This is a genomic window from Limnohabitans sp. TS-CS-82, from assembly GCF_002943475.1.
Map to the genome: position 1 here is coordinate 293,622 of NZ_PTQX01000002.1, position 25,396 is coordinate 319,017.

General features: G+C 58.9%; 10 protein-coding genes (1 of these 10 running past the window's edge). 5 read left to right on the forward strand and 5 right to left on the reverse strand.

What is annotated here, in order from left to right; translation table 11 throughout:
• The 3 genes in view from C5F52_RS05835 to C5F52_RS05845 are tightly spaced (at most 32 nt apart) and all read left to right on the forward strand, a layout consistent with a single transcriptional unit that may run on beyond the window.
• Window positions 1–13,915, forward strand: partial view of a YDG domain-containing protein gene (locus C5F52_RS05835; RefSeq protein ID WP_104797396.1) — the final stretch only. 18,689 nt of this gene lie to the left of the window's left edge; only the last 13,915 of its 32,604 coding nucleotides appear in the window; the start codon falls outside the window, past its left edge; it ends in the stop codon at window positions 13,913–13,915.
• A 32-nt stretch (window positions 13,916–13,947) separates the two neighbouring features.
• Window positions 13,948–14,466 (forward strand): hypothetical protein, encoded by a 519-nt coding sequence (locus C5F52_RS05840; protein WP_104797397.1) that lies wholly within the window; start codon window positions 13,948–13,950, stop codon window positions 14,464–14,466.
• The gene (locus C5F52_RS05845; RefSeq protein ID WP_236657746.1) at window positions 14,460–15,308 is read left to right on the forward strand and encodes a hypothetical protein; all 849 of its coding nucleotides are present in this window, start codon (window positions 14,460–14,462) and stop codon (window positions 15,306–15,308) included. The genes C5F52_RS05840 and C5F52_RS05845 overlap by 7 nt, the downstream gene beginning before the upstream one ends.
• On the opposite strand, the gene C5F52_RS05850 is transcribed toward C5F52_RS05845, so the two are convergent.
• Genes C5F52_RS05850 through dapC form a run of 5 tightly spaced genes read right to left on the reverse strand, consistent with a single transcriptional unit; the run spans window position 15,305 to window position 21,453 of the window.
• Window positions 15,305–17,287: an ABC-F family ATP-binding cassette domain-containing protein gene (locus C5F52_RS05850; protein ID WP_104797398.1), complete on the reverse strand. Its 1,983-nt coding sequence runs from the start codon at window positions 17,285–17,287 to the stop codon at window positions 15,305–15,307. The two genes, C5F52_RS05845 and C5F52_RS05850, sit on opposite strands and share 4 nt — an antisense overlap.
• Window positions 17,284–18,192: a 50S ribosomal protein L3 N(5)-glutamine methyltransferase gene (gene prmB / locus C5F52_RS05855; protein WP_104797399.1), complete on the reverse strand. Its 909-nt coding sequence runs from the start codon at window positions 18,190–18,192 to the stop codon at window positions 17,284–17,286. The genes C5F52_RS05850 and prmB overlap by 4 nt, the downstream gene beginning before the upstream one ends.
• Window positions 18,189–19,367, reverse strand: coding sequence for a succinyl-diaminopimelate desuccinylase (gene dapE, locus C5F52_RS05860; RefSeq protein WP_104797400.1), 1,179 nt, complete (start codon window positions 19,365–19,367; stop codon window positions 18,189–18,191). The genes prmB and dapE overlap by 4 nt, the downstream gene beginning before the upstream one ends.
• Window positions 19,368–19,388: 21 nt before the next feature.
• On the reverse strand, window positions 19,389–20,225 hold the full coding sequence (dapD, locus tag C5F52_RS05865) for a 2,3,4,5-tetrahydropyridine-2,6-dicarboxylate N-succinyltransferase (RefSeq protein WP_104797401.1): 837 nt from the start codon (window positions 20,223–20,225) through the stop codon (window positions 19,389–19,391).
• Window positions 20,226–20,259: 34 nt separating this feature from the next.
• Window positions 20,260–21,453 (reverse strand): succinyldiaminopimelate transaminase, encoded by a 1,194-nt coding sequence (dapC, locus tag C5F52_RS05870; protein ID WP_104797402.1) that lies wholly within the window; start codon window positions 21,451–21,453, stop codon window positions 20,260–20,262.
• Between the two features lie 41 nt (window positions 21,454–21,494).
• Between dapC and C5F52_RS05875 the strand changes: the two genes are divergently transcribed.
• Together C5F52_RS05875 and smc are read left to right on the forward strand one after the other, a co-directional pair.
• The gene (locus tag C5F52_RS05875; RefSeq protein ID WP_146100045.1) at window positions 21,495–21,842 is read left to right on the forward strand and encodes an Hpt domain-containing protein; all 348 of its coding nucleotides are present in this window, start codon (window positions 21,495–21,497) and stop codon (window positions 21,840–21,842) included.
• Window positions 21,843–21,870: 28 nt separating this feature from the next.
• On the forward strand, window positions 21,871–25,383 hold the full coding sequence (gene smc, locus C5F52_RS05880) for a chromosome segregation protein SMC (protein ID WP_104797404.1): 3,513 nt from the start codon (window positions 21,871–21,873) through the stop codon (window positions 25,381–25,383).
• Window positions 25,384–25,396: the final 13 nt, after the last annotated feature.

Genomic DNA, 25,396 nt, shown 5'->3' on the forward strand with positions numbered 1-25,396 from the left:
CAGCGCAGGCTTGACCATTGCCAACGTGATGACGCCGAGGGGCTCAGGTGCCAGCTACTACATCAAGGGCGACGTGACCTTCACGGGCCACGACATGAGCAGCTTGGTGGTGCGTGCCGCAGGTGAGGCCACGGCCAAGTTCACCTTGACCAATGGCGTGAGTTCTTTCAATCTCTGGTTCATTGGCAGTGACACGGCCGCCAATGCCATGAACATTGATGTGGCTTCGGGCGTGACCGTCACTGAAGATGCGACACAAGGCGCAGCCAGCCTGTATTACAAAAACATCACGGGCGCAGGCACCTTGTTCATGGGCGGCGCGAACAGCACCACAGGCTACGTGTTGGGCGACTCAACCATTGCCAACTTGAAGGGCAGCGGGAGCAAAACCATCAGCATCGGCAATGGCGGTAGTGCAGGGCGATTGCTCTCCGGCAATGTGCAAGCCACGGGTGGTTTGTTGCTCAACTCGACCACCGACTACACCTTCACAGGCGTGCACAGCGTGGGCAGCTTGACCAAGCAACAGGCCAACACGGTCAAGCTCACGGGTGCCAACACATCGACCGGTGCTATCACTGTGAGCGCCGGTATCTTGCAAGTGGGTGATGCAGGCACTGCGGGTTCGATCACCGGCAACGCATCCGTGGCAACTGGTGCAGGCTTGGTGTTCAGCCGCTCAGACGCAGCCGCGTACGTCGGCAACATCAGCGGTGCTGGCACGGTGACCAAGCTGGGTGCCAATGTGCTCACGCTCACCGGCACACACACCTACACCGGTGCCACAGCCACGGGCGACGCAGGCGGTGGCATTGTGTTTACCAACAACACCTTGCCCGTGATACCCGGTGCTTTCACAGGCAATGGCACTGTGACGATTCAGCCCGTGTTGGCAGGCAGCTTTGGCAGCACTTTGTCAAGCAGTGCTTACAGCTTTGGCAGCTCGCTCACAGGCTTGACCTTGGGCCGTGATGGCAACACATCGACCATCACCGTGAATTCGCCTTTGACCATTGCTGGCCCGATCAGCCTCTACGGCGGCACGCTCAATTTGAATGCAGACATCACCAGCACGGCTGCGAATGCGGCGATGTTGTTCAAGTCAGCCGGTGACATTGCACAAGCCACCAATGTGGATGTGCTGACCAACGGTGGCAGCACGGTGTATTGGGCCAACAGCGATGGTGGCAATAGCGCCGGCATGGTGTTGCTCGATACAGGCGCGACCATTACCACCGTGGGTGGCCATGTGTGGTTGGGTGGTAGTGCTACACCTAACGGCCAAAGCACATGGCACGGCTTGACCGTGGGGGATGGCTATGCTGCCAGCGGTACATCGGTGGCGTTTGCAGGCGGTGTCAATTGGCTGGGCGGCATTGTGCTCAAGCGCAGCCAAATTTCTTCTGGCGGTGGTGATGTGTCGTTGTACGGCTATGGCGCAACGAGCGGCTCTGGCTTTGTGAACTTTGACAACTCGACGATCAACTCAGGCACGGGGCAGATTTTGATCAACGCCAAGTCGGGCGGCATCGTCGCTTTCTTACCTGGCTTGCATCCCGCCACATTGCCCAATGCGGTGTTTGAGTTGCGCTCTGCCAATACGGGTGTGGATGCGATTCGTGTCATCACCGATGCCGTGGCCACCAACGACCCAGGTGCGGTGATTGAAGGTAACTTCCAAATGAATGCCACGAACGGTGGTGGTGTGACCTTGTCTGGTCGCGCCAAAGCCGGTGTGGCTGGTCTGCAGGTGGGTAGCCAGTGGGGCGGTGGTGTGATGAACGCGCTGTCAAACACGGGTGATATTCGTATTGATGCAGGCACCAACAGCATTAGCTTCCAAAACGCCGCCAGCGCCATTTACTTGGGCTCTAAAGCTGGCAGCGCTGTGACATCAGCCACCGGCAACATTTTGATGACAGCCGACAGCTTGTCGCTGGCCAGTGCGTTGACCTATGCCAACACCACAGGCAGCTTGACGATTGCACCTACATCGTCCAGCTTTACCAGCGCGGTCAACAGCACTGGCTGGGTGTTGGGTTCTGGCTTGAGCGCTTTGACCGTTGGCACGCCTACTAACACAGCCAACATCACTTGGGCGTCAAGCAACACGGTCAATGGCCCCATCAAAATTTACGGCGGCAACATCACGCTCAACAGCGCCATCGGCACAAGCAACACCAGCACCGGTGATGTGTTGCTGCGTGGCGCAAACGTCAACAGCACCTACAACATCAGCTTGGCCACAGGCCGCACGCTCACGCTGGACCACAGCGGTAGCAGCAGCATTTTGTCGGGCATCATTTCTGGCGCTGACGCCAATTTGGTGAAGCAGGGCGCAGGTGCCATGTATTTGCGTGGCGTGAATACCTACAGCGGCCTCACCACCATTGACGCAGGTTTCTTGGCGCTGGACCAAACGGGTTCCATCGTGACTGATGTCGTCAACAACGGCGGCTTGGGCTTCAACCAAACAGCCAACTACACCTTTGCCAAGACCATCAGTGGCACGGGCTACTTGGTCAAGTACGCAGCCAACACGCTCACACTGAGCGCGGCCAACACCTACACCGGTGTGACCAACTTGCAAGGTGGCACCTTGTCTGTGTCTAGCTTGGCCGATGGCGGCGTGGCCAGCAACATTGGCCAGTCCACCAACGCGGCAGCTAACTTGGTCATCAACAACGCCACGCTCAAGTACACAGGCGCTGCCACCAGCACCGACCGTTTGTTCACCTTGGGCGACAGCGGCGCGACTGTGGATGCATCGGGTACAGGCGCATTGGTGTTCACCAATACCGGCGCGTTGGCCTACAGCAGTACAGCGAATCGTTTGCTGACCTTGACCGGCACCAACACTGCCGACAACACCATGACGCCCGTGTTGGCCAACAACGCAGGCATCAGCAGCTTCACCAAAGCCGGCACGGGCAAGTGGGTCATGCAAGGTGCCAACACCTACACAGGGCTCACCACCGTCTCTGGCGGCACCTTGAACGTGGGGGATGGCACTGACGTGTTGGCCTCCTTGGGCACCAACACCGTCAGTCTTGCCGCAGGCTCCACGCTCAACTTTGACCACAACGCCGATGTGACGGTGGCCAACGCCATCAGCGGCGCAGGCCAACTCAACAAACGCGATGGCCACACACTCACCCTGACTGGCGTGAACAGCTACACCGGTGCCACAGGCGTGGGCAGTGCAGGGGGCGTCGTGTTTGCCAACAACACAGCACCCGCCACATCAGGCTTCACAGGTTCAGGCACGGTGACGATTGAACCCACCAGCAGCTTTGCCAGCGCGGTGACAGCCAACTACACCTACGACACCGCGCTCAGCGGTTTGACGTTGGGCAAGTCGGGCAACTTGACGGACATGACCTTGAACAGCTTGGTCGACATTGCAGGCCCCATCACCGTGTATGCGCCTGTCATCACGGTGAACCAAGCGCTCAGCAGCACAGGCGGCTTGACGCTCAATGGCGCCTCTGTGCTCAACGGCGCCACCATCAGCACCACAGGCGCGCAGGCTTATAACGGTGCAGTCACCTTGGGTGCAGCCACTGTGTTGACCAGCACAGGCAGTGGTGCCATCACGTTTGGTAGCACGCTCAATGGCGGTTACACCTTGGCCGTCAACACCTCGGACGCCACCACCTTTGTGGGTGCAGTGGGTGACAGCGCTGCGTTGACCAGCCTCAGCACCGATGCGGTTGGCACGGTGGTCATCAACGGCGGCGCAGTCAACACCACGGGCTTGCAAAGCTTCGGCGAAGCGGCCACCTTGGGTGCGGCCACTGTGCTGACCAGCACAGGCAGTGGCGCCATCACGTTTGGCAGCACCTTGAACGGTGCGCAAACCTTGGCCGTCAATACATTGGGTGCGACCACCTTCACAGGTGCTGTGGGTCACAGCGCTGCATTGACCAGCCTCACCACCGATGTGGGCGGCACCGTGGCCATCAACGGTGGTTCGGTGAACACCACTGGCGCACAAAGCTATGGCGAAGCCGCCACCTTGGGTGCGGCCACTGTGCTGACCAGCACAGGCAGCGGTGCCATCACGTTTGGCAACACCTTGAATGGCGCGCAAACTTTGGCCGTCAATACATTGGGGGCGACCACCTTCACAGGTGCTGTGGGTAACAGCGCTGCATTGACCAGCCTCACCACCGATGTGGGCGGCACAGTAGCGATCAACGGTGGTGTGGTCAACACCACGGGCGCACAGATCTACAACGAAGTGGCGACCTTGGGTGCAGCCACTGTGTTGAGCAGCACAGGCAGTGGTGCCATCACGTTTGGCAACACTTTGAACGGCGCACAAACCTTGGCCGTCAATACATTGGGTGCGACCACGTTCACAGGCGCAGTGGGTGGCACCACAGCGTTGACCAGCCTCAGCACCGATGCTGGTGGCACCGTGGCCATCAATGGTGGTGTGGTCAACACCACGGGCTTGCAAAGCTATGGCGAAGCGGCCACCTTGGGCGCGGCCACCGTGCTGAGCAGCACTGGCAGTGGTGCCATCACGTTTGGCAGCACCTTGAACGGTGCGCAAACCTTGGCCGTCAATACATTGGGCGCGACCACGTTCACAGGCGCAGTGGGTGGCTCGGTGGCGTTGATCAGCCTCAGCACGGATGCAGGGGGCACTTTGGCCATCAACGGTGGCGTGGTGAACACCACAGGCGCACAAAGCTACGGCGATGCAGCCACCTTGGGTGCAGACACAACGCTCACCAGCACAGCAACTGGCGCCATCACGTTTGGCGGCACGCTCGATGGCGCGAAGAACTTGACGGTCAACACCTCGGGCATCACCACATTTGGTGGCGCTGTGGGTGGCACAACAGCCTTGACCAGCGTGACCACCGATGCAACTGGCAGCGTGGTCATGAGCGGCGGTAGCGTGCGCACCACAGGCGCGCAAACCTACAACGATGCGTTGAATTTGGGCGCGGCCACCACGCTGCAAGGTGTGAATGTGGCCTTGATGTCCACCGTGGACGGCGCTCAAGCGCTGACCCTCAGCGACAGCGGCACCACAGTGTTGGGCGGCATCATCGGCGGCACCACACCGTTGCTGAGCTTGACCACCGATTCGCCCACCACGGCCGCGGGCGAAACCCAATTCAAAGCAGGCAGCATTCATGTCACCACGAACGCGGTGTTCAACGACATCGTGAAAGTCTTCACTGACGTGGCCGTGCAAACCGGCGGTGATTTGAAGTTCATGCAAACCGTCAACGGTGACACGGCCAACACGCGCAGCTTGACACTGGACGCAGGTAGCTTGGGCAATATCACCGTGCAAGGTGTGGTGGGTGGCAGCGCAGCGCTCAAAACCTTGGAAGTGGTCAACAGCAACACCGCCACGTTCAACAGCGCCGTGACCACCGGTACCCGCGTGGTGTTGACCGACACCGTGGATGCCCATGCCATTGCCTTCAACGCTGGCCTGACCACGCCTACGTTCACCGTGGCCACTCAACCATTTGCGCTGACCCTGCGCGGCAACATCGCCGTGGCCAATGGCATCCACCTCGCCAACACTGGCGCTTTGCAGTTGGACGGCACACTCAGTGCGCCCAACCAAGCCATCACGCTGGGCCAAGCAGGGCAGACCACCACCTTGTTGGCCAACACCCGTTTGGACAGTGGCACAGCCACCACCACCGTTAACGGCAGCTTGAGCGGCAGCGGCTACACCCTAGACTTTGCCAGCCCAGTGAGCTTCAGTGGCCCCAGCGCTTTGACTGCCAGCACTGTCACTTTCAGCAAGGGTGTGACCGCCGCAGGTGATTTGACAGTGAACGGCGCCACCGTGGTGAACGGCGGCAGCGTCAACGCTGGCAGCCACACCCAAACCTACAACGGCAGCGTGACCGTGGGTGGTGCTGCGACGACCAACACCACCTTCACCGGCGTGGGCATGACATTTGGCAGCACCTTGGATGGCACCTCACGCGTGGTGGTGGCTGACAGCGGCAACACCACGTACACCGGTGCCATTGGCTCTGTCACGGCACCTGCGCACTTTGAAACAGACGCCGCTGGTAGCAGCACGTTCAGCGGTGGCTTGGTGCGCACCAGCAGCCCTAACTCGATTTACATCGCCGACGATGCAGTGGTCACAGCGGCCAGCACCACGTTTGACACCACCAACAACGGTGCCTTGGCAGCAGGGGCCAACATCACGTTTGCCAAGACGCTCAATGGCAGCACCAACAACGCGCAAGCGGTGACGATCAACGCGGGCACGAATGGCGTTGTACTGGTCAGCAGTGCGATTGGCAACACAGCGCCGTTGAGCACTTTGACGTTGACCAACAGCAATGGCGCCACCTTCAACAGCGCTGTGACCACAGGCACCAGCGTGGTGTTGAGTGACACCGTGACTGGCCAAACCATTCGCTTTGCCGACAACTTGAGCACGCCTGTGTTGACCTCCACAGCCAACGGTTACCACCTTGAGTTGCTGGGTGCAGCCACAAACGTGAGTGCCGCCAACACAGCTACGACGTTCTTGAACACAGGCAACTTGGTGTTGGGCAATGCTGCAGGTGACACGCTGACATTTGCCGGTGGCTTGACCGCTACTGCACCTGCTGCTGTTCAAGCAGCGGGTACTGTGAACACAACCAACGCAGCGATGAGCTTGGGCGATAGCAACACCGCGCTCACGCTCACAGCGGATGTGGCCCTCCACACCGCAGGCGGCAGCTTGACCTTGGGTGGCGCGGTCAACGGCACCACAGCCAACACCGAATCGCTCAGCTTGAATGCAGGCACCACTGGCGCTGTGAGCGTGACAGGTGCGGTGGGACAAACCACCTCACTCAAAACCTTGACCATGACCAACAGCAATGGTGCGACCTTCAACAGCGCTGTGACCACAGGCACCAGCGTGGTGTTGAGTGACACCGTGGCTGGCCAAACCATTCGCTTTGCCGACAACTTGAGCACGCCTGTGCTGACCACCACAGCCAACGGTTACCACCTTGAGTTGCTGGGTGCAGCCACACACGTGAGTGCAGCCAACACAGCCACGACGTTCTTGAACACAGGCAATTTGGTGTTGGGCAACGCTGCAGGTGACACGCTGACATTTGCCGGTGGCTTGACCGCTACTGCACCTGCGGCTGTTCAAGCAGCGGGCACTGTGAACACGACCAACGCAGCGATGAGCTTGGGTGATAGCAACACCGCGCTCACGCTCACAGCGGATGTGGCCCTCCACACCGCAGGCGGCAGCTTGACCTTGGGTGGCGCGGTCAACGGCACCACAGCCAACACCGAATCGCTCAGCTTGAATGCAGGCACCACCGGCGCTGTGAGCGTGACAGGTGCGGTGGGACAAACCACCTCACTCAAAACCTTGACGTTGACCAATAGCAATGGCGCCACCTTCAACAGCGCTGTGACCACTGGCACCAGCGTGCTGTTGAGTGACACCGTGGCTGGCCAAACCATTCGCTTTGCAGACAACTTGATCACGCCTGTGCTGACCACCACACCCAACGGTTACCACCTTGAGTTGCTGGGTGCAGCCACAAACGTGAGTGCCGCCAACACAGCTACGACGTTCTTGAACACAGGCAACTTGGTGTTGGGCAATGCTGCAGGTGACACGCTGACATTTGCCGGTGGCTTGACCGCTACTGCACCTGCTGCTGTTCAAGCAGCGGGTACTGTGAACACAACCAACGCAGCCATCGTGTTGGGCACTGCGCCTGTGACGCTGACTGACAACACCAGTTTCAACGCAGGCAGCGGCCTCATCACGTTGGGCGGCACGGTGGATGGTGCTTACAGCTTGGTGCTCAACAGCACAGGCGTCACAACCTTGGGCAGCGCTGTGGGTGACGGTGCGGCACTTAGCAGCATCACCACCAACACAGGCGGCACCGTGGTCATCAAAGGTGGACGCATCACCACGAGCGGCGCACAAACCTACAACGACGATGTGTTGCTGGACAACGCAGCGGTACGCGCCACAGCTTTGAACACCAGCAACGCCGCTGTGTTGTTGGGTGGCAAGCTGAGCAACAACACAGCAAACGCTGAAGCCTTGACCGTGAATGCAGGCAACGGTGCCGTGACCTTCACTGGCGCAGTGGGTGATGCCGTAGGCACAAACAACGGTCCGATGGGTGCATTGGCTGTGAACACCACAGGTGCAACCACCTTCGTTGATACCGTGGACGCCGCTAGCGTGACGACCAACCAAGGTGGCACAGTCGTAATCAAAGGTGGACGCATCACCACGAGCGGCGCCCAAACCTACAACGACGACGTGCTGCTGGACAACGCAGCGGCACGTGCCACAGTCTTGAACACCAGCAACGCCGCTGTGATGTTGGGTGGCAAGCTCAGCAACAACACAGCAGCGGCTGAAGCACTCACCATCAACAGCGGCAACGGCGCTGTGACCTTCACTGGCGCTGTGGGTGATGCCGTAGGCACAAGCAACGGTCCGATGGGTGCATTGGCTGTGAACACCACAGGTGCAACCACCTTCGTCAACACCGTGGACGCCGCCAGCGTGACCACCAACACAGGCGGCACTGTGGTCATCAAAGGCGGTCGAGTGACCACCAGCGGCGCACAAACCTACAACGACGATGTGTTGCTGGACAACGCTGCTGCACGTACAACAACACTCAACACCAGCAACGCCGCTGTGTTGTTGGGTGGCAAGCTCAGCAACAACACAGCAAACGCTGAAGCCCTGAACGTGAATGCAGGCAGTGGTGCCGTGACCTTCACCGGCGCTGTGGGCGATGCCGTAGGCACAAACAACGGTCCGATGGGTGCCATCGCTGTGAACACCACAGGTGCAACCACCTTCGTCAACACCATGGACGCTGCCAGCGTGACCACCAACACAGGCGGCACTGTGGTTATCAAAGGCGGTCGCATCACGACCAGCGGCGCCCAAACCTACAACGACGATGTGTTGCTGGACAACGCAGCGGCACGCGCCACAGCCTTGAACACCAGCAACGCCGCTGTGCTGTTCGGTGGCAAGCTGAGCAACAACACAGCAAACGCTGAAGCCCTGACCGTGAACACAGGCAGCGGTGCCGTGACCTTCACAGGCGCTGTGGGCGATGCCGTAGGCACAAACAACGGTCCGATGGGTGCCATCGCTGTGAACACCACAGGTGCAACCACCTTCGTTGACACCGTGGACGCCGCCAGCGTGACCACCAACACAGGCGGTACTGTGGTTATCAAAGGCGGTCGCATCACGACCAGCGGCGCCCAAACCTACAACGACGATGTGTTGCTGGACAACGCAGCGGCACGCGCCACAGCCTTGAACACCAGCAACGCCGCTGTGTTGTTGGGTGGCAAGCTCAGCAACAACACAGCAAACGCTGAAGCCTTGACCGTGAACACAGGCAGCGGTGCCGTGACCTTCACTGGCGCTGTGGGTGATGCCGTGGGTACAAACAACGGTCCGATGGGTGCATTGGCTGTGAACACCACAGGTGCCACGACCTTCGTTGACACCGTGGACGCCGCCAGCGTGACCACCAACACGGGCGGCACCGTGGTCATCAAAGGCGGTCGCATCACGACCAGCGGCGCACAAACCTACAACGACGATGTGTTGCTGGACAACGCTGCTGCACGCGCCACAGTTTTGAACACCACCAACGCCGCTGTGTTGTTGGGTGCCAAGCTCAGCAACAACACAGCAGCCGCTGAAGCACTCACCATCAACAGCGGCAACGGCGCTGTGACCTTCACTGGCGCAGTGGGCGATGCTGTGGCTACCAACAATGGCCCCGTGGGCGCAGTTGTCGTGAACACCTCAGGTGCCACCACCTTCGTCAACACAGTGGACGCCGCTAGCGTGACGACCAACCAAGGTGGCACAGTCGTAATCAAAGGTGGACGCATCACCACGAGCGGCGCCCAAACCTACAACGACGATGTGTTGCTGGATAACGCAGCGGCACGCGCCACAGTTTTGAACACCACCAACGCTGCTGTGATGTTCGGTGGCAAGTTGAACAACAACACAGCAAACGCTGAAGCCCTGACAGTGAATGCAGGCAGCGGTGCTGTGACCTTCACTGGCGCTGTGGGTGATGCCGTGGGCACAAACAACGGTCCGATGGGTGCCATCGCTGTGAACACCACAGGTGCAACCACCTTCGTTGACACCGTGGACGCTGCGAGCGTGACCACCAACACAGGCGGCACTGTGGTCATCAAAGGCGGTCGAGTGACCACCAGCGGCGCCCAAACCTACAACGACGATGTGCTGCTGGACAACGCAGCGGCACGCGCCACAGCTTTGAACACCAGCAACGCCGCTGTGATGTTGGGTGGCAAGCTCAGCAACAACACGGCAGCAGCTGAAGCCTTGACCGTGAATGCAGGCAGCGGCGCTGTGACCTTCACTGGCGCAGTGGGCGATGCCGTGGGCACAAACAACGGTCCGATGGGTGCAGTTGCTGTGAACACCACAGGGGCAACGACTTTCGTCAACACCATGGACGCCGCCAGCGTGACCACCAACACAGGCGGCACCGTGGTGATTCAAGGGGGCCGTGTGACCACCACAGGCGCACAACGCTACGCAGAGCTGGTGACCCTGAGTGGCAACACCACGCTCACGGGTTCTGCCATCCGATTTGACGATGCGGTCACAGGCACAGGCAGTTTGAATGTGGTGGGTGCCACCACACTCAACGGCGCCACCGTGACCACGCATGGCGCACAAAGTTACGACGGTGCGGTGACCTTGTTGAAGAACACGGTGTTGGATGCAGATGCTGCACTCGTGACCTTCTTGAGCACTGTGGATGGTGGCTTTGATTTGACTGTCAACACCACAGGCACCACCAGTTTTGGTGGTGACATCGGAGCGGGTACAGCGTTGACCCGCCTGACCACCAATGCGGGTGGCATGGTGTTGATCGACGCGGCCACGGTACGCACCACCGGTGCTCAGACCTTCAACGAAATTGTGAGCTTGCAGCGCAGCACCACGTTCACTGGCAGTGTGGTGACGTTCAACGATGCCGTAGTGAGCGCAGGTGATGTGAGCTTGGTGGGCGCAGCCGTGTTGAACGCAGGCACCATCAGCACCTCGGGCGCGCAAAGCTACGGCGGGGCCACCACATTGATGCGTGACACAGTGCTGACCGCTGGAGCGGGTGGGGTGAAATTTGTAGGTGCTGTGGATGGTGCTTATGCCTTGACCATCAACACCCGTGGCGACACCACGTTCCTCGACACCGTGGGCGCCACGCACGCTTTGACGAGCTTGACCACTGACGCATCCACCGCTGGCCGCGTGCTGATGAGCGGCGGCAGCGTGACGACCACAGGCGCACAAAACTATGGCGAAGCGATGGTGTTGGGTGCCAACACCACCTTGACCAGCACGGCTTCGGGTGACATCAGCTTTGGCAGCACCCTGAATGGGGCGTACGGCTTGACCCTCAACACGGCAGGGGTGACGCGCTTCAGTGGTGCGGTGGGTGCTGGCAACGCATTGACCCGCTTGACCACAGACGCCCCAGGCTCTGTGGCGATGGATGCCGGGGAGGTGACCACTTCTGGGGTACAAACCTACAACGACGCGATGCGCTTGCTCAGCCACACCACGCTGACGTCGGGCGCTGATACCTTGCACTTTGTGAGCATTGCAGATGGTGCATCGTCCTTCGATTTGAATTTGAAGACGGCCACTGCACTGGCGTTGGCAGATATCGAGATTGGCGGCAACTTGCACGTGACCACCCAGGCGACGGGTGTGACGCAACAAACAAGCACCCATGTGTGGGTGGGCGGCACCAGCACATTCACGGCAGACACAGGCACCCAGCAAGACGCAGCACTGAGCAGCACAGACAACCGCTTGACCGGCTTGCTCACGCTCAACGAAACGAACAACGGCTCATGGCGCAATGTGGCAGTGAAGGTCACTGCACCGCTGTCGTTGGCGCCGTTGCAAAGCGGTGGCTCGGTGAGTTTGGCCACGCAAGGCGCAGCGCTGACCACCAGCAGCATCTCCACCTCGGGCAGCGTGAGTGTGGACACACGCGATAGCTTAGGCGTGGGCGGCGCGTTGTCTTTGGGTGCCGCGACGGTGACGGGCGATGTGACGGTGCAAACTGGTGGCGGCAGCGTGTCACAAACAGGGCAAATGGTGGTGACGGGCAATACCTCGGTCACTACAGGCACAGGCACCATCACCTTGCTCAATGCCTTGAATAGTTTTGGTGGCACGCTGGCCTTGCAAGGCACCTCCACCTCGGTCGCGACCAGCGGCGATTTGCAATTGGCCCGTGTGAACAACACAGGCCCCATGGTGTTGCGCGCGCCCAGTGGCTCGATTGACCTAGGCTCGGCCTTCATCACGGGAGGGGATTTGACCTTGGTCAGCCGTGATGACATGAATTTGGGCGGTGCCAACATCACGGGTAGCTTGAACATGAGCAGCACCCAAGGCACGGTGTCGTTTGGCCAAGCCACTGTGACAGGTAGCCTGACAGCGACCACCGATGGCCAGCAAGTGGACTTGGGCTCTGCCAATGTGGGCGGTAGCTTGAACGTGCAAACCAACGGTGGTGACGTGGTGCAACAAGCGCCTACCAACAGCACCCCCAATGCAGCCTTGCGCGTGACGGGTGCCACCAACATCAATGCAGGCACAGGCAATGTGACCTTGCCCAATGTGCCTAACCAGTTTGGTGGCGTCATCAGTTTGCAGGCCAACGATGTGCAGTTGGTCGGCAGCAACAACTTGATCTTGGGCCCCAGCACCATCACAGGCAATGCACAGGTGACAGCCGCCACTGGCAACATCACGCAAACCGCCCCTCTGAGCGTGGCGGGCACCAGCGCCTTGTCCGCCACTCAAGGCGACGTGACGCTAGACCAAGCCAATACCTTGACGCAAACCGTGACGGTGAGTGCGATGAACGCCACCCTCAACACCAACACCGCGCTCGCTTTGGGCGCCAGTACCGTGACTGGCAATTTGGCAGCGACTGTGGCGACGGGTGACATCACCCAAATAGGCCCCTTGGTCGTTGCGGGCACGAGTAACTTGGCTACGCCTGCAGGCAACATCACGCTGACCGATGCCGCCAACAGTTTTGGTGACCGCGTGTCGGCCAGCACGCCGCAAGCCTTGAAACTCACGGCCAGCGGTCCCTTGAGCATGGGCGAGGTGAGTGTGGGCTTGACCACCGATTTACAAAGCCAAGGCCAGTTGGACTTGGGCACGAACTCGGTTTACACCGGCAAGCTCATCGCCAAGAGCGGGGGATTTGACATCATCCAATCGGGCCCGTTGAAAGCTGGCAAAGACGTGGACTTTGATGCGGGCAATGCCAAGATTGACCTGTTCAACCCCAAAAACTTGTGGCTGGGTGCGCTGTACTTCAAGGGTGGGATCATCATGATCAACCACCCACAGTTGATGAATGCGGTGAACTCAGGCGTGCTGATGGTGCGCGCTGAAACCACCGTGGTCAGCACGGTGGCAAGCGTACGCGCAGGTGGTGATGTGGTGAATGCACCGCTGCGCGTGGCAGGCAGCACAGGCAGCAGCACGGTGTCCGTGGTGGTCAACCGTGTACCGAGCACATCCCAAACCGGTGTGATTCAAGTGCAGGTGTCTCCAGAGGCCGCTTCACCCGGCAAGAGCTTTAGCTTTGCGCTGGATCCTCACGCCGTGGCGGGCCACACGTCCGATGCGCCTGTGAAGATGTCACAAATGGATGGCAAGCCACTGCCCAACTGGTTGCGCTACGACGCGGCTAACAAAACGTTCACTGCCAATGAAGTTCCGGCAGGTGCGTTCCCAATTCAGATCAGAATTTCTGTGGCAAACACAGAGTCCGTGGTGATGATCAACGAAAAGCCGCCAGGGCAATAAAGCGCGTTCTTGGTCCCCTAGAATTTCGCGCTATGACCGAAGCTCTGTTCGTTTTGTATTTCGTGATATTGGTGGCCACGCTTGTCATCAAGACCCCCATCATCAAAGGGCCGTGGCTGTTTTTGTTGCGCGCGTTTTTTCCGAATTGGAAGTTCTTTCATGCGGTGGGCTATGTGCCGCATCTGTATGCACGCTCTGCCGTGCAGCTGGCTTCGGGCGAGATGCCATGGTCAGGCTGGGTGCTGATTTACCCACGCCACTTGCGCCGCTTGAGCCACTTGGTGCACAACCCCGACACCAACATTGGACTAGCCCAGCAAAACATGGTGGACCACTTTTGGGCCGACTTGCATGACTTGCCCGAGGGCGAGGACCCACGCAGTTTGGTGAGCTACAAGATGATGCAGCGCTTAGTCGATCAAGTGCTGCGCGCGCATGATGTGAACTTCACGCATCGCCAGTTTGAACTGCGCATGGTGTTAGATGGCCGAAGTGACAACGTGGACACGCAAGTGATGATGACCTCGCCTGTGGAGGTGGCCACATGTTGATGGCGACTTTCATTCAAGCTTGGATAGAAGCTTTGGTCGAAGCGCCCACCTTGATGGCGATTCGCGCCACCGAGCTGGTGTTTGCGTGGAGCTTGGCCGTTCAAACGCTGGAGTATTTGCGCATGGGCAAGTACACCGCTGACGATGCGTTTTGGTCTTGGCCCTTGCAACGGGCAGATATTCCTAACGCGCCTGTGCGTGCGTTGTTGGATGTGCTGTTCAAGCCGCGCATGCACCAGCTGCATTTGTTGCTGCGCTTGTGTGCCGCTGTGTTGTTGGCAGTGCAGGGCGCTTCGTTGCCGTTGATTGGCTTTTTGTTTGTGGGCAATTTGCTCATCCTCATCCGTTGGCGCGGCGCGTTCAACGGCGGCAGCGACTTCATGACCTTGGTGGTGCTCACGGGATTGCTCATCTCGCAAGTGGTGGGCGCGTTGGGTAATGCAGAGCTGGGCTGGCAAGCAGGCTTCTGGTACATCGCCATTCAGGCCATCACCTCGTACTTCATGTCGGGTGCGGTGAAGCTGCTGCGCCCTGAATGGCGCAACGGCTCGGCCATGACCATCTTTTTGAATGGGGCCATTTACGGACCGTTATCAGCCACACACCCGCTGCGTAACAAGTGGCTGGCTTTGCTGGGTTCGTGGGGCTTCATCGTGTGGGAAATTTTGTTTCCCTTCAGTTTGCTTGACCCACGACTCGCTGCCGTGTTTTGCACCGTGGCGGCGTTCTTTCACTTCTTGGTGTTTTGGTTCTTTGGTTTGAACCGATTTTTTTGGGCGTGGCTGTGTGCGTTCCCCGCCATCATTTGGTGCAGCGCGCAGTTCAGTGCGCGCTTTGTTTAAGCCATTGCTGACTCAATCGCATCCATCGCTTCGGTCAGTTCCAACCAACGCACTTCTAGCTCGGCCAACTCGTCTTCCACAGCTTTGAGGCGTTTACCTGCTTCTGCAATGTCAGCAGGAGGCAGGGGCGTGGCGAGTTTGTCGTGCAACGCGTTTTTCTCAGACTCGAGCGCAGCCATTGATTTCTCGACGCCATCCATCTCTTTTTTCAACGGGCGTTTTTTCTCGTTGATCTCTTTGCGCAGCTGAGCGTCTTCTTTGCGAACAACTTCAGCCACAGGCGCAACAACAGCAGGCTTGAGCGCCGCTGCGTTGGCCGCGGCCACAGCTTCGGCACGCAAGCGTTTGCCCTCGTCCAGCAGGTAGCGTTGGTAGTCGTCCAAGTCGCCGTCAAACGGCTCGACGCCACCGCGTGACACCATCCAGAACTCGTCACACACCGCACGCAACAACGCACGGTCATGGCTGACCAGCATCACGGTGCCTTCAAACTCGTTCAGCGCCATGCTCAGCGCTTCGCGTGTGGCCAAGTCCAAGTGGTTGGTAGGCTCGTCCATCAGCAAGAGGTTGGGGCGTTGCCACACCAACATGCACAGCACCAAGCGGGCTTTTTCACCACCGCTCATGCTGCCTACGGCTTGCTTGACCATGTCGCCGCCAAAGTTGAACTGGCCTAAGAAGCTGCGCAAGTCTTGCTCGCGTGTGGCTTGGCCGGCCAGCTTGCCGTCGATGGTGAGTTTTTTCGCCAACGCAATCATGTGGTCGAGCGGGTTGTCTGCGGGGTGTAACACGTCGAGTTCTTGCTGCGCAAAGTAGCCGATGTTCAGGCCTTTGCCTTCGGTCACTTCGCCGCCAATGGCTTGCAAATCACGCGCGATGGTTTTGACCAGCGTGGATTTACCTTGGCCGTTGGCACCCAAGATGCCAATGCGCTGGCCCGCTAACACCGAGCGGCTGACGTTTTGCACGATGACGGTGGGTGGCGTGCCCGCAGGCGCGTCGGCAGGGGCGGGGTAGCCCACGCTCACGCCTTGCATGCTCAGCATGGGGTTGGGCAAGTTGGCAGGTTCTTTGAACTCGAAGCTGAAGTCGGCATCGGCCAACAACGGCGCAATTTTTTCCATGCGGTCCAAAGCCTTGACGCGGCTTTGCGCTTGCTTGGCTTTGCTGGCCTTGGCCTTGAAGCGTGCAATGAACTTTTGCAAATGCGCAATCTTGTCTTGCTGTTTGGAGAATGCGTTTTGTTGCAGCTCCATTTGCTCGGCACGCATGTCTTCAAACTTGCTGTAGTTGCCGCCGTAGCGCACCAGCTTGCCCGCGTCGATGTGCAGGGTGACGTTGGTCACCGCATCCAAAAATTCGCGGTCATGGCTGATGACCACCATCGTGCCTTCGTAGCGTTTGAGCCAAGCTTCGAGCCACACCAAAGCGTCCAAGTCCAAGTGGTTGGTGGGTTCGTCCAGCAGCAGCAAATCAGACGGGCACATCAGCGCACGCGCCAATTGCAAGCGCATACGCCAACCACCGGAGAAGCTGTTCACAGGGTTGTCGAGCTCGGTGGTTTTAAAGCCCAGACCCAAGATGAGCGCTTGTGCGCGGGACTGCGCATCGTGCTCGCCCGCGTCGTACAGCGCCATGTAGGCGTTGCCCAAACGCTCGCCGTCGTCGGTGGTTTCTGCGGCGGCCACTTCGGCGCGTGCATCGTTCAACACGGTGTCGCCTTCAATCACGAACTCGGTGGCGCTTTGCTCGGTCTCGGGCATGTCTTGGGCCACTTGGCCCATGCGCCATTGCGTGGGGATGTAGAACTCGCCCGAGTCCTCTTGCAAGTTGCCGTTGAGCAAAGCAAACAGCGATGATTTACCTGCGCCGTTGCGGCCCACCAAGCCTACTTTTTCACCCGGGTTCAAGGTGACGGTGGCGCCTTCGAGCAACACCTTGGCACTGCGGCGCAAGGTGACATTTTTAATCGTGATCATTTGTTATTTGCGCCTTCGACAATCGCCTGGCGTGTGAGGAGTAAGACCTGGTCGTCACCAGCACTGGTCGATAGCCACACGACATCTATGTTGGAGAAGGCTGCTTCAAAGTAATCGCGTTCGTGGCCAATTTCTAAAACCAAAACCGCGTGCTCGCTCATGTGTACTGGGGCGTCGCGCAGCATTTGGCGAATAAAGTCCATGCCGTCATCGCCACCGGCCAAAGCGAGCGCGGGCTCGGCTTTGAATTCAGCAGGAAGTTCGGACATGCTTTGTGCGTTCACATAAGGTGGGTTGCACAAGATGAGGTCAAACACACCATCGGCTTGGGCCAAACCATCCGATTCAGCGAGTGTCATGCGACCTGCAAGGCCGTGACGCTCGATGTTGATGTGGGCCACAGCCAGAGCGTCTTTGGACAAGTCCAAACCCTGCACCGTGATGTCTGGAAAAGCGAGCGCAGCCAAGATGCCCAGGCTGCCGTTGCCCGTGCACAGGTCAAGCACGCGCGTGGTGTTGGGGTCTAGCCAGGGGTCAATGCTGCCTTCGGCCAAGACTTCGGCAATGAGCGAACGCGGCACGATGGCGCGTTCGTCGATGTAGAACGACACGCCTTGCAACCACGCTTCTTGCGTGAGGTAAGCCGCAGGTTTGCGGCTGGCAATGCGGTGCTCAATGAAGGCTTGCACGCTGGCCACTTGGGTGGCGGGCAGTTCAAGGTTGTGCGCTTCATCTGACACATCGGTGTCGAGCGGCAAACCCAGCTTCCACAGCACCAGCCATGCGGCTTCGTCGGCGGCGTTGGTGGTGCCATGACCAAAGCTCAAGTTGCCTGCGGTGTGGGCAGCGTCAAGCTGCTGCGCGCTCTGTGCAATGAGCGCGCTGAGTGTTATGGATGGGTTCATTGTGCGGACGTGTTGGCCTGTGAGGCCAAGCCGTGCAGCTGTTCCAGCACACGGCGATAAATGTTTTTCAGGGGATCCAAATCAGCCACGGCCACAAACTCGTTGATTTTGTGGATGGTGGCATTGGGTGGGCCAAGCTCAATGACTTGTGGGCAAACTTGCGCAATGAAGCGCCCGTCGCTCGTGCCACCCGTGGTGGACAGCTCGGTGTCAATTCCGGTTTCGTCGTGGATGGCGCGTTGCACGGCTCCTACCAAATCACCAGGTGTGGTGAGGAAGGGCAGGCCGCCGATGGTCCACTTGAGGTCGAACTCTAAGCTGTGTTTGTGCAGCACCGCGGTCAGGCGCTGTTGCAGTTGCTCTGGCGTGGATTCAGTGCAGAAGCGGAAGTTGAAGTCGACCACGCATTCGCCCGGGATCACGTTGCTCGCGCCTGTTCCCGCGTGGATGTTGCTCACTTGCCAGCTGGTGGGTGGGAAGAAGTCGTTGCCTTTGTCCCATTCAATCGCCACCAACTCTGCCAATGCAGGGCTGAGCAAATGGATGGGGTTTTTGGCGAGTTGCGGATAGGCAATGTGGCCTTGCACGCCTTTGACTATGAGCTTGCCGCTCATCGTGCCGCGTCGGCCGTTCTTGATCATGTCGCCCGTGCGTTCCACCGAGGTGGGTTCGCCCACGATGCACCAGTCGAGCTTTTCGCCGCGGGCTTTCAAGGTTTCGCACACTTTGACGGTGCCGTCTAACGCTGGGCCTTCTTCGTCGCTGGTGAGCAAGAAGGCGATGTTGATGTTGGCATCCGCTTGAGTGGCTGCAAACTCTTCACAGGCCACCACCATCGCTGCCAACGACGCTTTCATGTCGCTGGCACCGCGGCCAAACAATTTGCCGTCGCGGTGGGTGGGGGTGAAGGGGTCGCTGGTCCATTGGTCGATAGGGCCGGTGGGCACCACATCGGTGTGGCCTGCAAACACCAGTGTTTTGGCTGCTGCCTGTGTGCTGCGTTTGACAGCCCAGAGGTTGCTCACGCGAAATGTGTCTGGCCCGCTGTCGATGCGTTCGCACTCAAAACCGATGGGCGCAAGCCTTGCGGTGATGATGTCCAAACAGCCCGCGTCCTCGGGTGTGACCGAAGGGCGCGAGATGAGTTGCTCGGTGAGCTGGAGTGTGCGAGACATCGAAACGTGCTTTTAAAAAGATCAGTCGCGCAGCAAGTCGTTGATGCTGGTCTTCGAGCGGGTTTGTGCGTCCACGCGTTTGACCACGATGGCGGCGTACATGCTGTATGGCGCGCCGTTGGCAGCGACTTTAGGAATGTTGCCAGCCACCACCACGGAGCCAGAAGCCACGCGGCCGTAGCTGATTTCGCCGGTGGCGCGGTCGAAGATGGGGGTCGATTGACCGATGAACACGCCCATGCCAAGCACAGAGTTTTCTTCGATGATGACGCCTTCCACCACCTCAGAGCGTGCGCCGATGAAGCAGTTGTCTTCAATGATGGTGGGGTTGGCTTGCAATGGCTCCAACACGCCACCAATGCCCACGCCGCCAGACAAGTGCACGTTCTTGCCGATTTGTGCGCATGAGCCCACGGTGGCCCATGTGTCGACCATGGTGCCGCTGTCCACATAAGCGCCGATGTTCACGTAAGAGGGCATCAAAATCGCACCCGCAGCCACAAAGCTACCGCGACGCGCCACAGCTGGAGGCACCACGCGCACGCCAGCGGCTTTCATTTCTTCTTCGCTCAGGTGGGCAAACTTGGTGTCCACTTTGTCGTAGAAAGCCAAGTCGCCAGACTTCATGACGCGGTTGTCGTTCAAACGGAAGGACAACAACACAGCTTTCTTCAACCATTGGTGCACGGTCCATTGACCCACGCCTTCACGGGTGGCGACGCGCAAGCGGCCAGCGTTCAATTCGGCAATCACGTGATCGACGGCATCGCGAACTTCTTTGGAGGCGTCGGTCGCGCTGATGTTGGCGCGGTTGTCCCAAGCGTTGTCGATGACGTGTTGGAGTTGGTGTTGAGTCATGGTTGTCTTCTCTACGTTGAAATTAAGAATGGAATCAGGAATGGGTGTTTTTGATAAACGCCACGATACGTTGCGCGGCTTCTAAGCATTCGGCGGTTTCAGCCACCAAAGCCATGCGAATTCGACCGGCGCCTGGGTTAAAGCCTTGGGCCTCACGCGCCAAGTAGCTGCCCGGCAGCACCGTCACATTGTATTGAGCCAGCAAGTCGCGGGCGAAGGCTACGTCGTCACCACCTGGTACAGCTGCCCACAGGTAAAAACCAGCGTCAGGCAAGCGCACATCCATCACCGCTTCAAGCAGTGGGGTGACGGCCGCAAACTTTTGGCGGTATTGCTCACGGTTGTCCACCACATGGGCTTCGTCGTCCCACGCAGCAATGCTGGCGGCTTGCACCATGCCGCTCATGGCTGAGCCGTGGTAGGTGCGGTACAGCAAGAACTGCTTCAGGATGTTGGCGTCGCCCGCCACAAAACCGCTGCGCATGCCCGGCACATTGCTGCGCTTAGACAAGCTGGTGAAGGCCACCAGGTTCTTAAAGTCGGTGCGGCCGAGTTTGGTAGCTGCTTCTAGGCCACCCAAAGGCGCTTCTTCGCGGAAATAGATTTCGCTGTAGCACTCGTCGCTGGCAATCACAAAGCCGTATTTGTCGCTCAAAGCAAACAGCTTTTCCCAGTCGCTCATGGGCATCACAGCGCCCGTGGGGTTGCCGGGTGAGCACACAAACAAGAGTTGGGTTTTGGCCCAGACCTCGGCAGGCACGCTGTCCCAGTTGACGTTGAAGTTCAGCGCAGGGTCGCTGGGTGCGTAATAGGTTTGGGCACCTGCCAACAGTGCAGCGCCTTCGTAGATTTGGTAGAACGGGTTGGGGCAAACCACCACTGCGTCACGCGTGGGGTCAATCACTGTTTGGGCAAAGGCAAACAAGGCCTCGCGTGAGCCGTTGACGGGGAGCACTTGCGTGGCGGCGTCGAGCTTCAAGCCATAGCGGCGCTGCATCCAGTTCACGCACGACTCGCGCAGCGCTGGCAAACCAGCGGTGGCAGGATACGCAGCCAACTGGGCGGTGGCTTTGGCCAAAGCATCCAACACCAACTGCGGCGTGGCATGGCGTGGCTCGCCAATGCCTAGGCTGATGGGCGCATACGCGGGGTTGGGTGTGACGGTGGAGAAAAGTTGCTTCAGCCGCTCAAAAGGATAGGGCTGCAGACTCGAAAGAAGGGGGTTCATGGCTGCTATTATCCCCGCGCTCTGTGATCAATCTGAACCTTATGTCTATATCTCCCTTGCTTGACCTGACCCGTGCCAAAGAATTTGCCTTCGAGGCCGACCAATTGCGCGAGCTGGTGGTGACATTTGAGCAAAGCTTGGTCCAAGAAATGGCCATCATCCAAGCCGGTTTGGCATCTGGTGACGCCTTGAAGGTGGAGCATTCGTTGCATGCCCTGAAAGGCTTCATGCCTTTGTTTGCTGCGGAGTCTTTGGCCCAAGCCATGACTGACCTGTACCAAACCAGCCGCGAGAAGCCGCTGGACGTGACAGGTCCCGTCTTTACTGCATTAGTACCTAGTTTGGAGACCTTGCTGGTCGAAGTTCGCGCGTGCCTCAGCGCTTTATGATTCAGGCTGTGTCTAGAGAGGCTTTTCAGTGCGTCTGAATTCAATCAAATTATCGGGTTTCAAGTCCTTTGCGGAACCCACCAATTTCTTATTGCCCGGCCAATTGGTCGGCGTAGTAGGCCCCAACGGTTGCGGCAAATCCAACATCATGGATGCCGTGCGCTGGGTGCTGGGCGAGTCCAAAGCCTCCGAGCTGCGTGGCGAGTCCATGCAAGACGTGATTTTCAATGGCACGACCACCCGTAAAGCGGCCAGCCGCTCCAGCGTGGAGCTGGTCTTTGACAACGCCGACCACCGTGCAGGCGGCCAATGGAGCCAGTTCCCAGAAATCGCGGTCAAGCGTGTGCTGACCCGTGATGGGGGCTCTAGCTACTACATCAACAACCAACCTGTGCGTCGCCGTGACGTGCAAGACGTGTTCTTGGGCACAGGCCTTGGCCCACGCGCCTACGCCATCATTGGTCAGGGCACCATCAGCCGCATCATTGAATCCAAGCCCGAAGAACTGCGTTTGTTCTTGGAAGAGGCTGCGGGTGTTTCCAAATACAAAGAGCGTCGCCGCGAAACCGAAAACCGCCTGAGCGATACCCGCGAGAACTTGACCCGCGTGGAAGACATCTTGCGCGAGCTGAACGCCAACTTGGAGAAGCTCGAGAAGCAAGCCGAAGTGGCTCAGCGCTACCACGCGCTCAACGCCGATGTGACCTTGAAGCAGCACCAGCTGTGGTTCTTACGCCGTGCCGAGGCCGAAGCCGACCAAGTGGGCATCAAAACCCAAGCCGACAAAGCGGTGAACGACCTAGAGTCCCGTATTGCCGATTTGCGCCACATCGAAGCCGACCTAGAAACCGTGCGCCAAGCCCATTACGCAGCGGGCGATCAAGTGAACCAAGCGCAAGGCTCGTTGTACGAAGCCAGCGCCGAAGTGGGCCGTTTAGAAGCCGAGATTCGCTTTGTGGTGGAAGGCCGCCAACGCGCCGAAGCCCGCCTGATTCAAATCAAAGAACAAACTGCGCATTGGGCGTCACAGTCCGAAACAGCACAACAAGAGATTGAAAACCTGGCCTCCATGGCCATGGACGGTGAAGAAAAAGCCGTCATGCTCGCCGCGCAAGTGGAAGAGCAGGCCATGCAACTGCCCGAGTTGGAAGAAGCCTTGCGCATCGCCCAACAGCGCAGCAACGAGCAACGCGGCAGCGTGGCTCAAGTGCAGCAACAAATTCAGGTGTTGGCTGCAGACCAGCGCAACATCGAAGAGCAAAGCCGCAACCTCAACGCCCGCCAAGAGCGTTTGAGCGCTGACAAAAACGCTTTGGCCGCACCCGATGAAGTGCGTCTGAACAACCTCAAAGAACAGTTGCAAGAGGCGCAAGCCCACGCCGAAGTTACGGCTGCGCAACTGGAAGAGCTGCAAGCCAATGTGCCCGTGCTGGATGAAGCCCGCCGCACGGCACAACAGGCTGTGAACGACGAGCAAGCCAAGCAAGCCGATTTGTCGGCGCGTTTGGAAGCCCTCAAAGCCCTGCAAGAAAAAGTGCAGACCGACGACAAGCTCAAGCCTTGGTTGGCCAAGCACGGCTTGGACGGTTTGCAAGCCTTGTGGAGCCGCATCCACATCGAAGCCGGCTGGGAAAACGCGCTCGAAGCTGCTTTGCGCGAGCGCATGGCGTCGCTCGAAGTATCTCGTTTAGACATCGTGCGCGCCTTCCAAACGGATGTGCCGCCCACCAAGCTGGCTTTCTACACCGCACCTAGTGCTGCAGCGCCCGACGCTCAGAGCGCGTTACCGCGTTTGTCGGACCTGTTGCGCCTCAACGATGCAGGCCAAAAAACCCTGTTGACCGACTGGCTCAACGGCTGCTTCACAGCACCTAACCTCGACGAAGCCTTGGCCAAGCGCAGCAGCTTGCAACCCGGCCAAGTGATTTATGTGCCCAGCGGCCACGCCATCAGCGCACACAGCGTGAGCTTTTACGCGCAAGACAACGCGCAGTCGGGCTTGCTGGCCCGCGCTCAAGAAATTGAAAATCTCGACAAGAGCAGCAAGGCCCAAGCCTTCATCGCCGATGAAGCCCGCAACACCTTGGTGCGTGCTGAGGCGGCTTACAGCGAGTCATCACAGCGCTTGGTCAGCATCCGTGCTGAAGCCACCGCTGCACAAGCCACAGCCCACGAGCTGCAAGTGGAAACCTTGCGCCTGAGCCAATTGGCCGAGCAAACACGCGCGCGCAGCGAGCAAATCAGTGGTGATTTGTCTGAAGTCGAAGCCCAATTGGCCGACTTGCAAGAACGCCGCGCCACCGCAGAAGCCCGCTTTGAAGAGCTGGACATGCAATTGGCCGACAGCCAAGAGCGCCACGCCCAGCTGGACGAAGCCGTCATCAACGCCGAGCGCCGTTTGAACGACAGCCGAGAGCAACAACGCAGCTTGGAGCGTCAAGCCCAAGAAGCCCAGTTTGCCCAACGCAGCTTGGCCACCCGCGAAGCCGAACTCAAACGCATCATCGACACCGCCACGCAACAAGCCGCTTCGGTGTCTATCGAAGAAGCGCGTGTGCAAGAAGACCTCACACGTTTGACCGATGCTGCGGCCCAAGCTGGTTTGCAAAACGCCTTGAACATCAAGATGGAGCGCGAAGCCGCCTTGGCCGCCAAGCGCAGCGAGTACGACGACCTCACCACCAAACTGCGTGCCAGCGACGAACGCCGCTTGCAGCTGGAGCGTGAGCTAGAGCCTTTGCGCCAACGCATCACCGACTTCCAACTCAAAGAGCAAGCCGCTCGACTGGGCTTGGAGCAATACAGCCAATTGCTGGCCGACGCCGAGGCCGACCTCGAAGCCGTATCCGCCTCCATCCTCGCCAACAACGTGCGCTTGGGTGGTTTGCAAAGCGAGATTGACCGCTTGCACCGCGAGATTACAGCCTTGGGCGCTGTCAACTTGGCCGCCTTGGAAGAGCTGGCCAGTGCCAGCGAACGCAAGCTGTTCTTGGACGCGCAAACCAAAGATTTGACCGACGCGATGAACACGCTGGAAGACGCCATTCGCAAGATCGACGGCGAAACCCGCGAGCTCTTGGGCGGCACCTTCAAGATTGTCAACGAACACTTTGGCCGCATGTTCCCCGAGCTCTTCGGTGGCGGCAATGCCAAGCTGGTCATGACCGGCGACGAAATTTTGGATGCTGGCGTGCAAGTGCTGGCCCAGCCGCCTGGCAAGAAAAACCAAACCATTCACTTGCTCTCCGGCGGCGAAAAAGCGCTGACCGCAATTGCCTTGGTGTTTGCGATTTTCCAACTCAACCCAGCTCCTTTCTGTTTGCTGGACGAAGTGGACGCGCCACTAGACGATGCCAACACCGAGCGCTATGCCAAGCTGGTGTCGAGCATGTCCAAAGAAACCCAATTCCTTTTCATCTCGCACAACAAGATTGCTATGGAAATGGCCGAGCAACTCATTGGCGTGACCATGCAAGAGCAAGGCGTTTCACGTATCGTTGCAGTGGACATGGAGTCTGCTGTGTCCATGGTTGATGCTTGATAGAAAAATAAGA

Excerpts from the sequence above, each read along its gene's own strand:
- C5F52_RS05840 (WP_104797397.1), top strand. The coding sequence starts at position 13,948 with ATGACCGAAGCTCTGTTCGTTTTGTATTTCGTGATATTGGTGGCCACG.
- C5F52_RS05845 (WP_236657746.1), top strand. The coding sequence starts at position 14,460 with ATGTTGATGGCGACTTTCATTCAAGCTTGGATAGAAGCTTTGGTCGAA.
- C5F52_RS05850 (WP_104797398.1), bottom strand. The coding sequence starts at position 17,287 with ATGATCACGATTAAAAATGTCACCTTGCGCCGCAGTGCCAAGGTGTTG.
- prmB (WP_104797399.1), bottom strand. The coding sequence starts at position 18,192 with ATGAACCCATCCATAACACTCAGCGCGCTCATTGCACAGAGCGCGCAG.
- dapE (WP_104797400.1), bottom strand. The coding sequence starts at position 19,367 with ATGTCTCGCACACTCCAGCTCACCGAGCAACTCATCTCGCGCCCTTCG.
- dapD (WP_104797401.1), bottom strand. The coding sequence starts at position 20,225 with ATGACTCAACACCAACTCCAACACGTCATCGACAACGCTTGGGACAAC.
- dapC (WP_104797402.1), bottom strand. The coding sequence starts at position 21,453 with ATGAACCCCCTTCTTTCGAGTCTGCAGCCCTATCCTTTTGAGCGGCTG.
- C5F52_RS05875 (WP_146100045.1), top strand. The coding sequence starts at position 21,495 with ATGTCTATATCTCCCTTGCTTGACCTGACCCGTGCCAAAGAATTTGCC.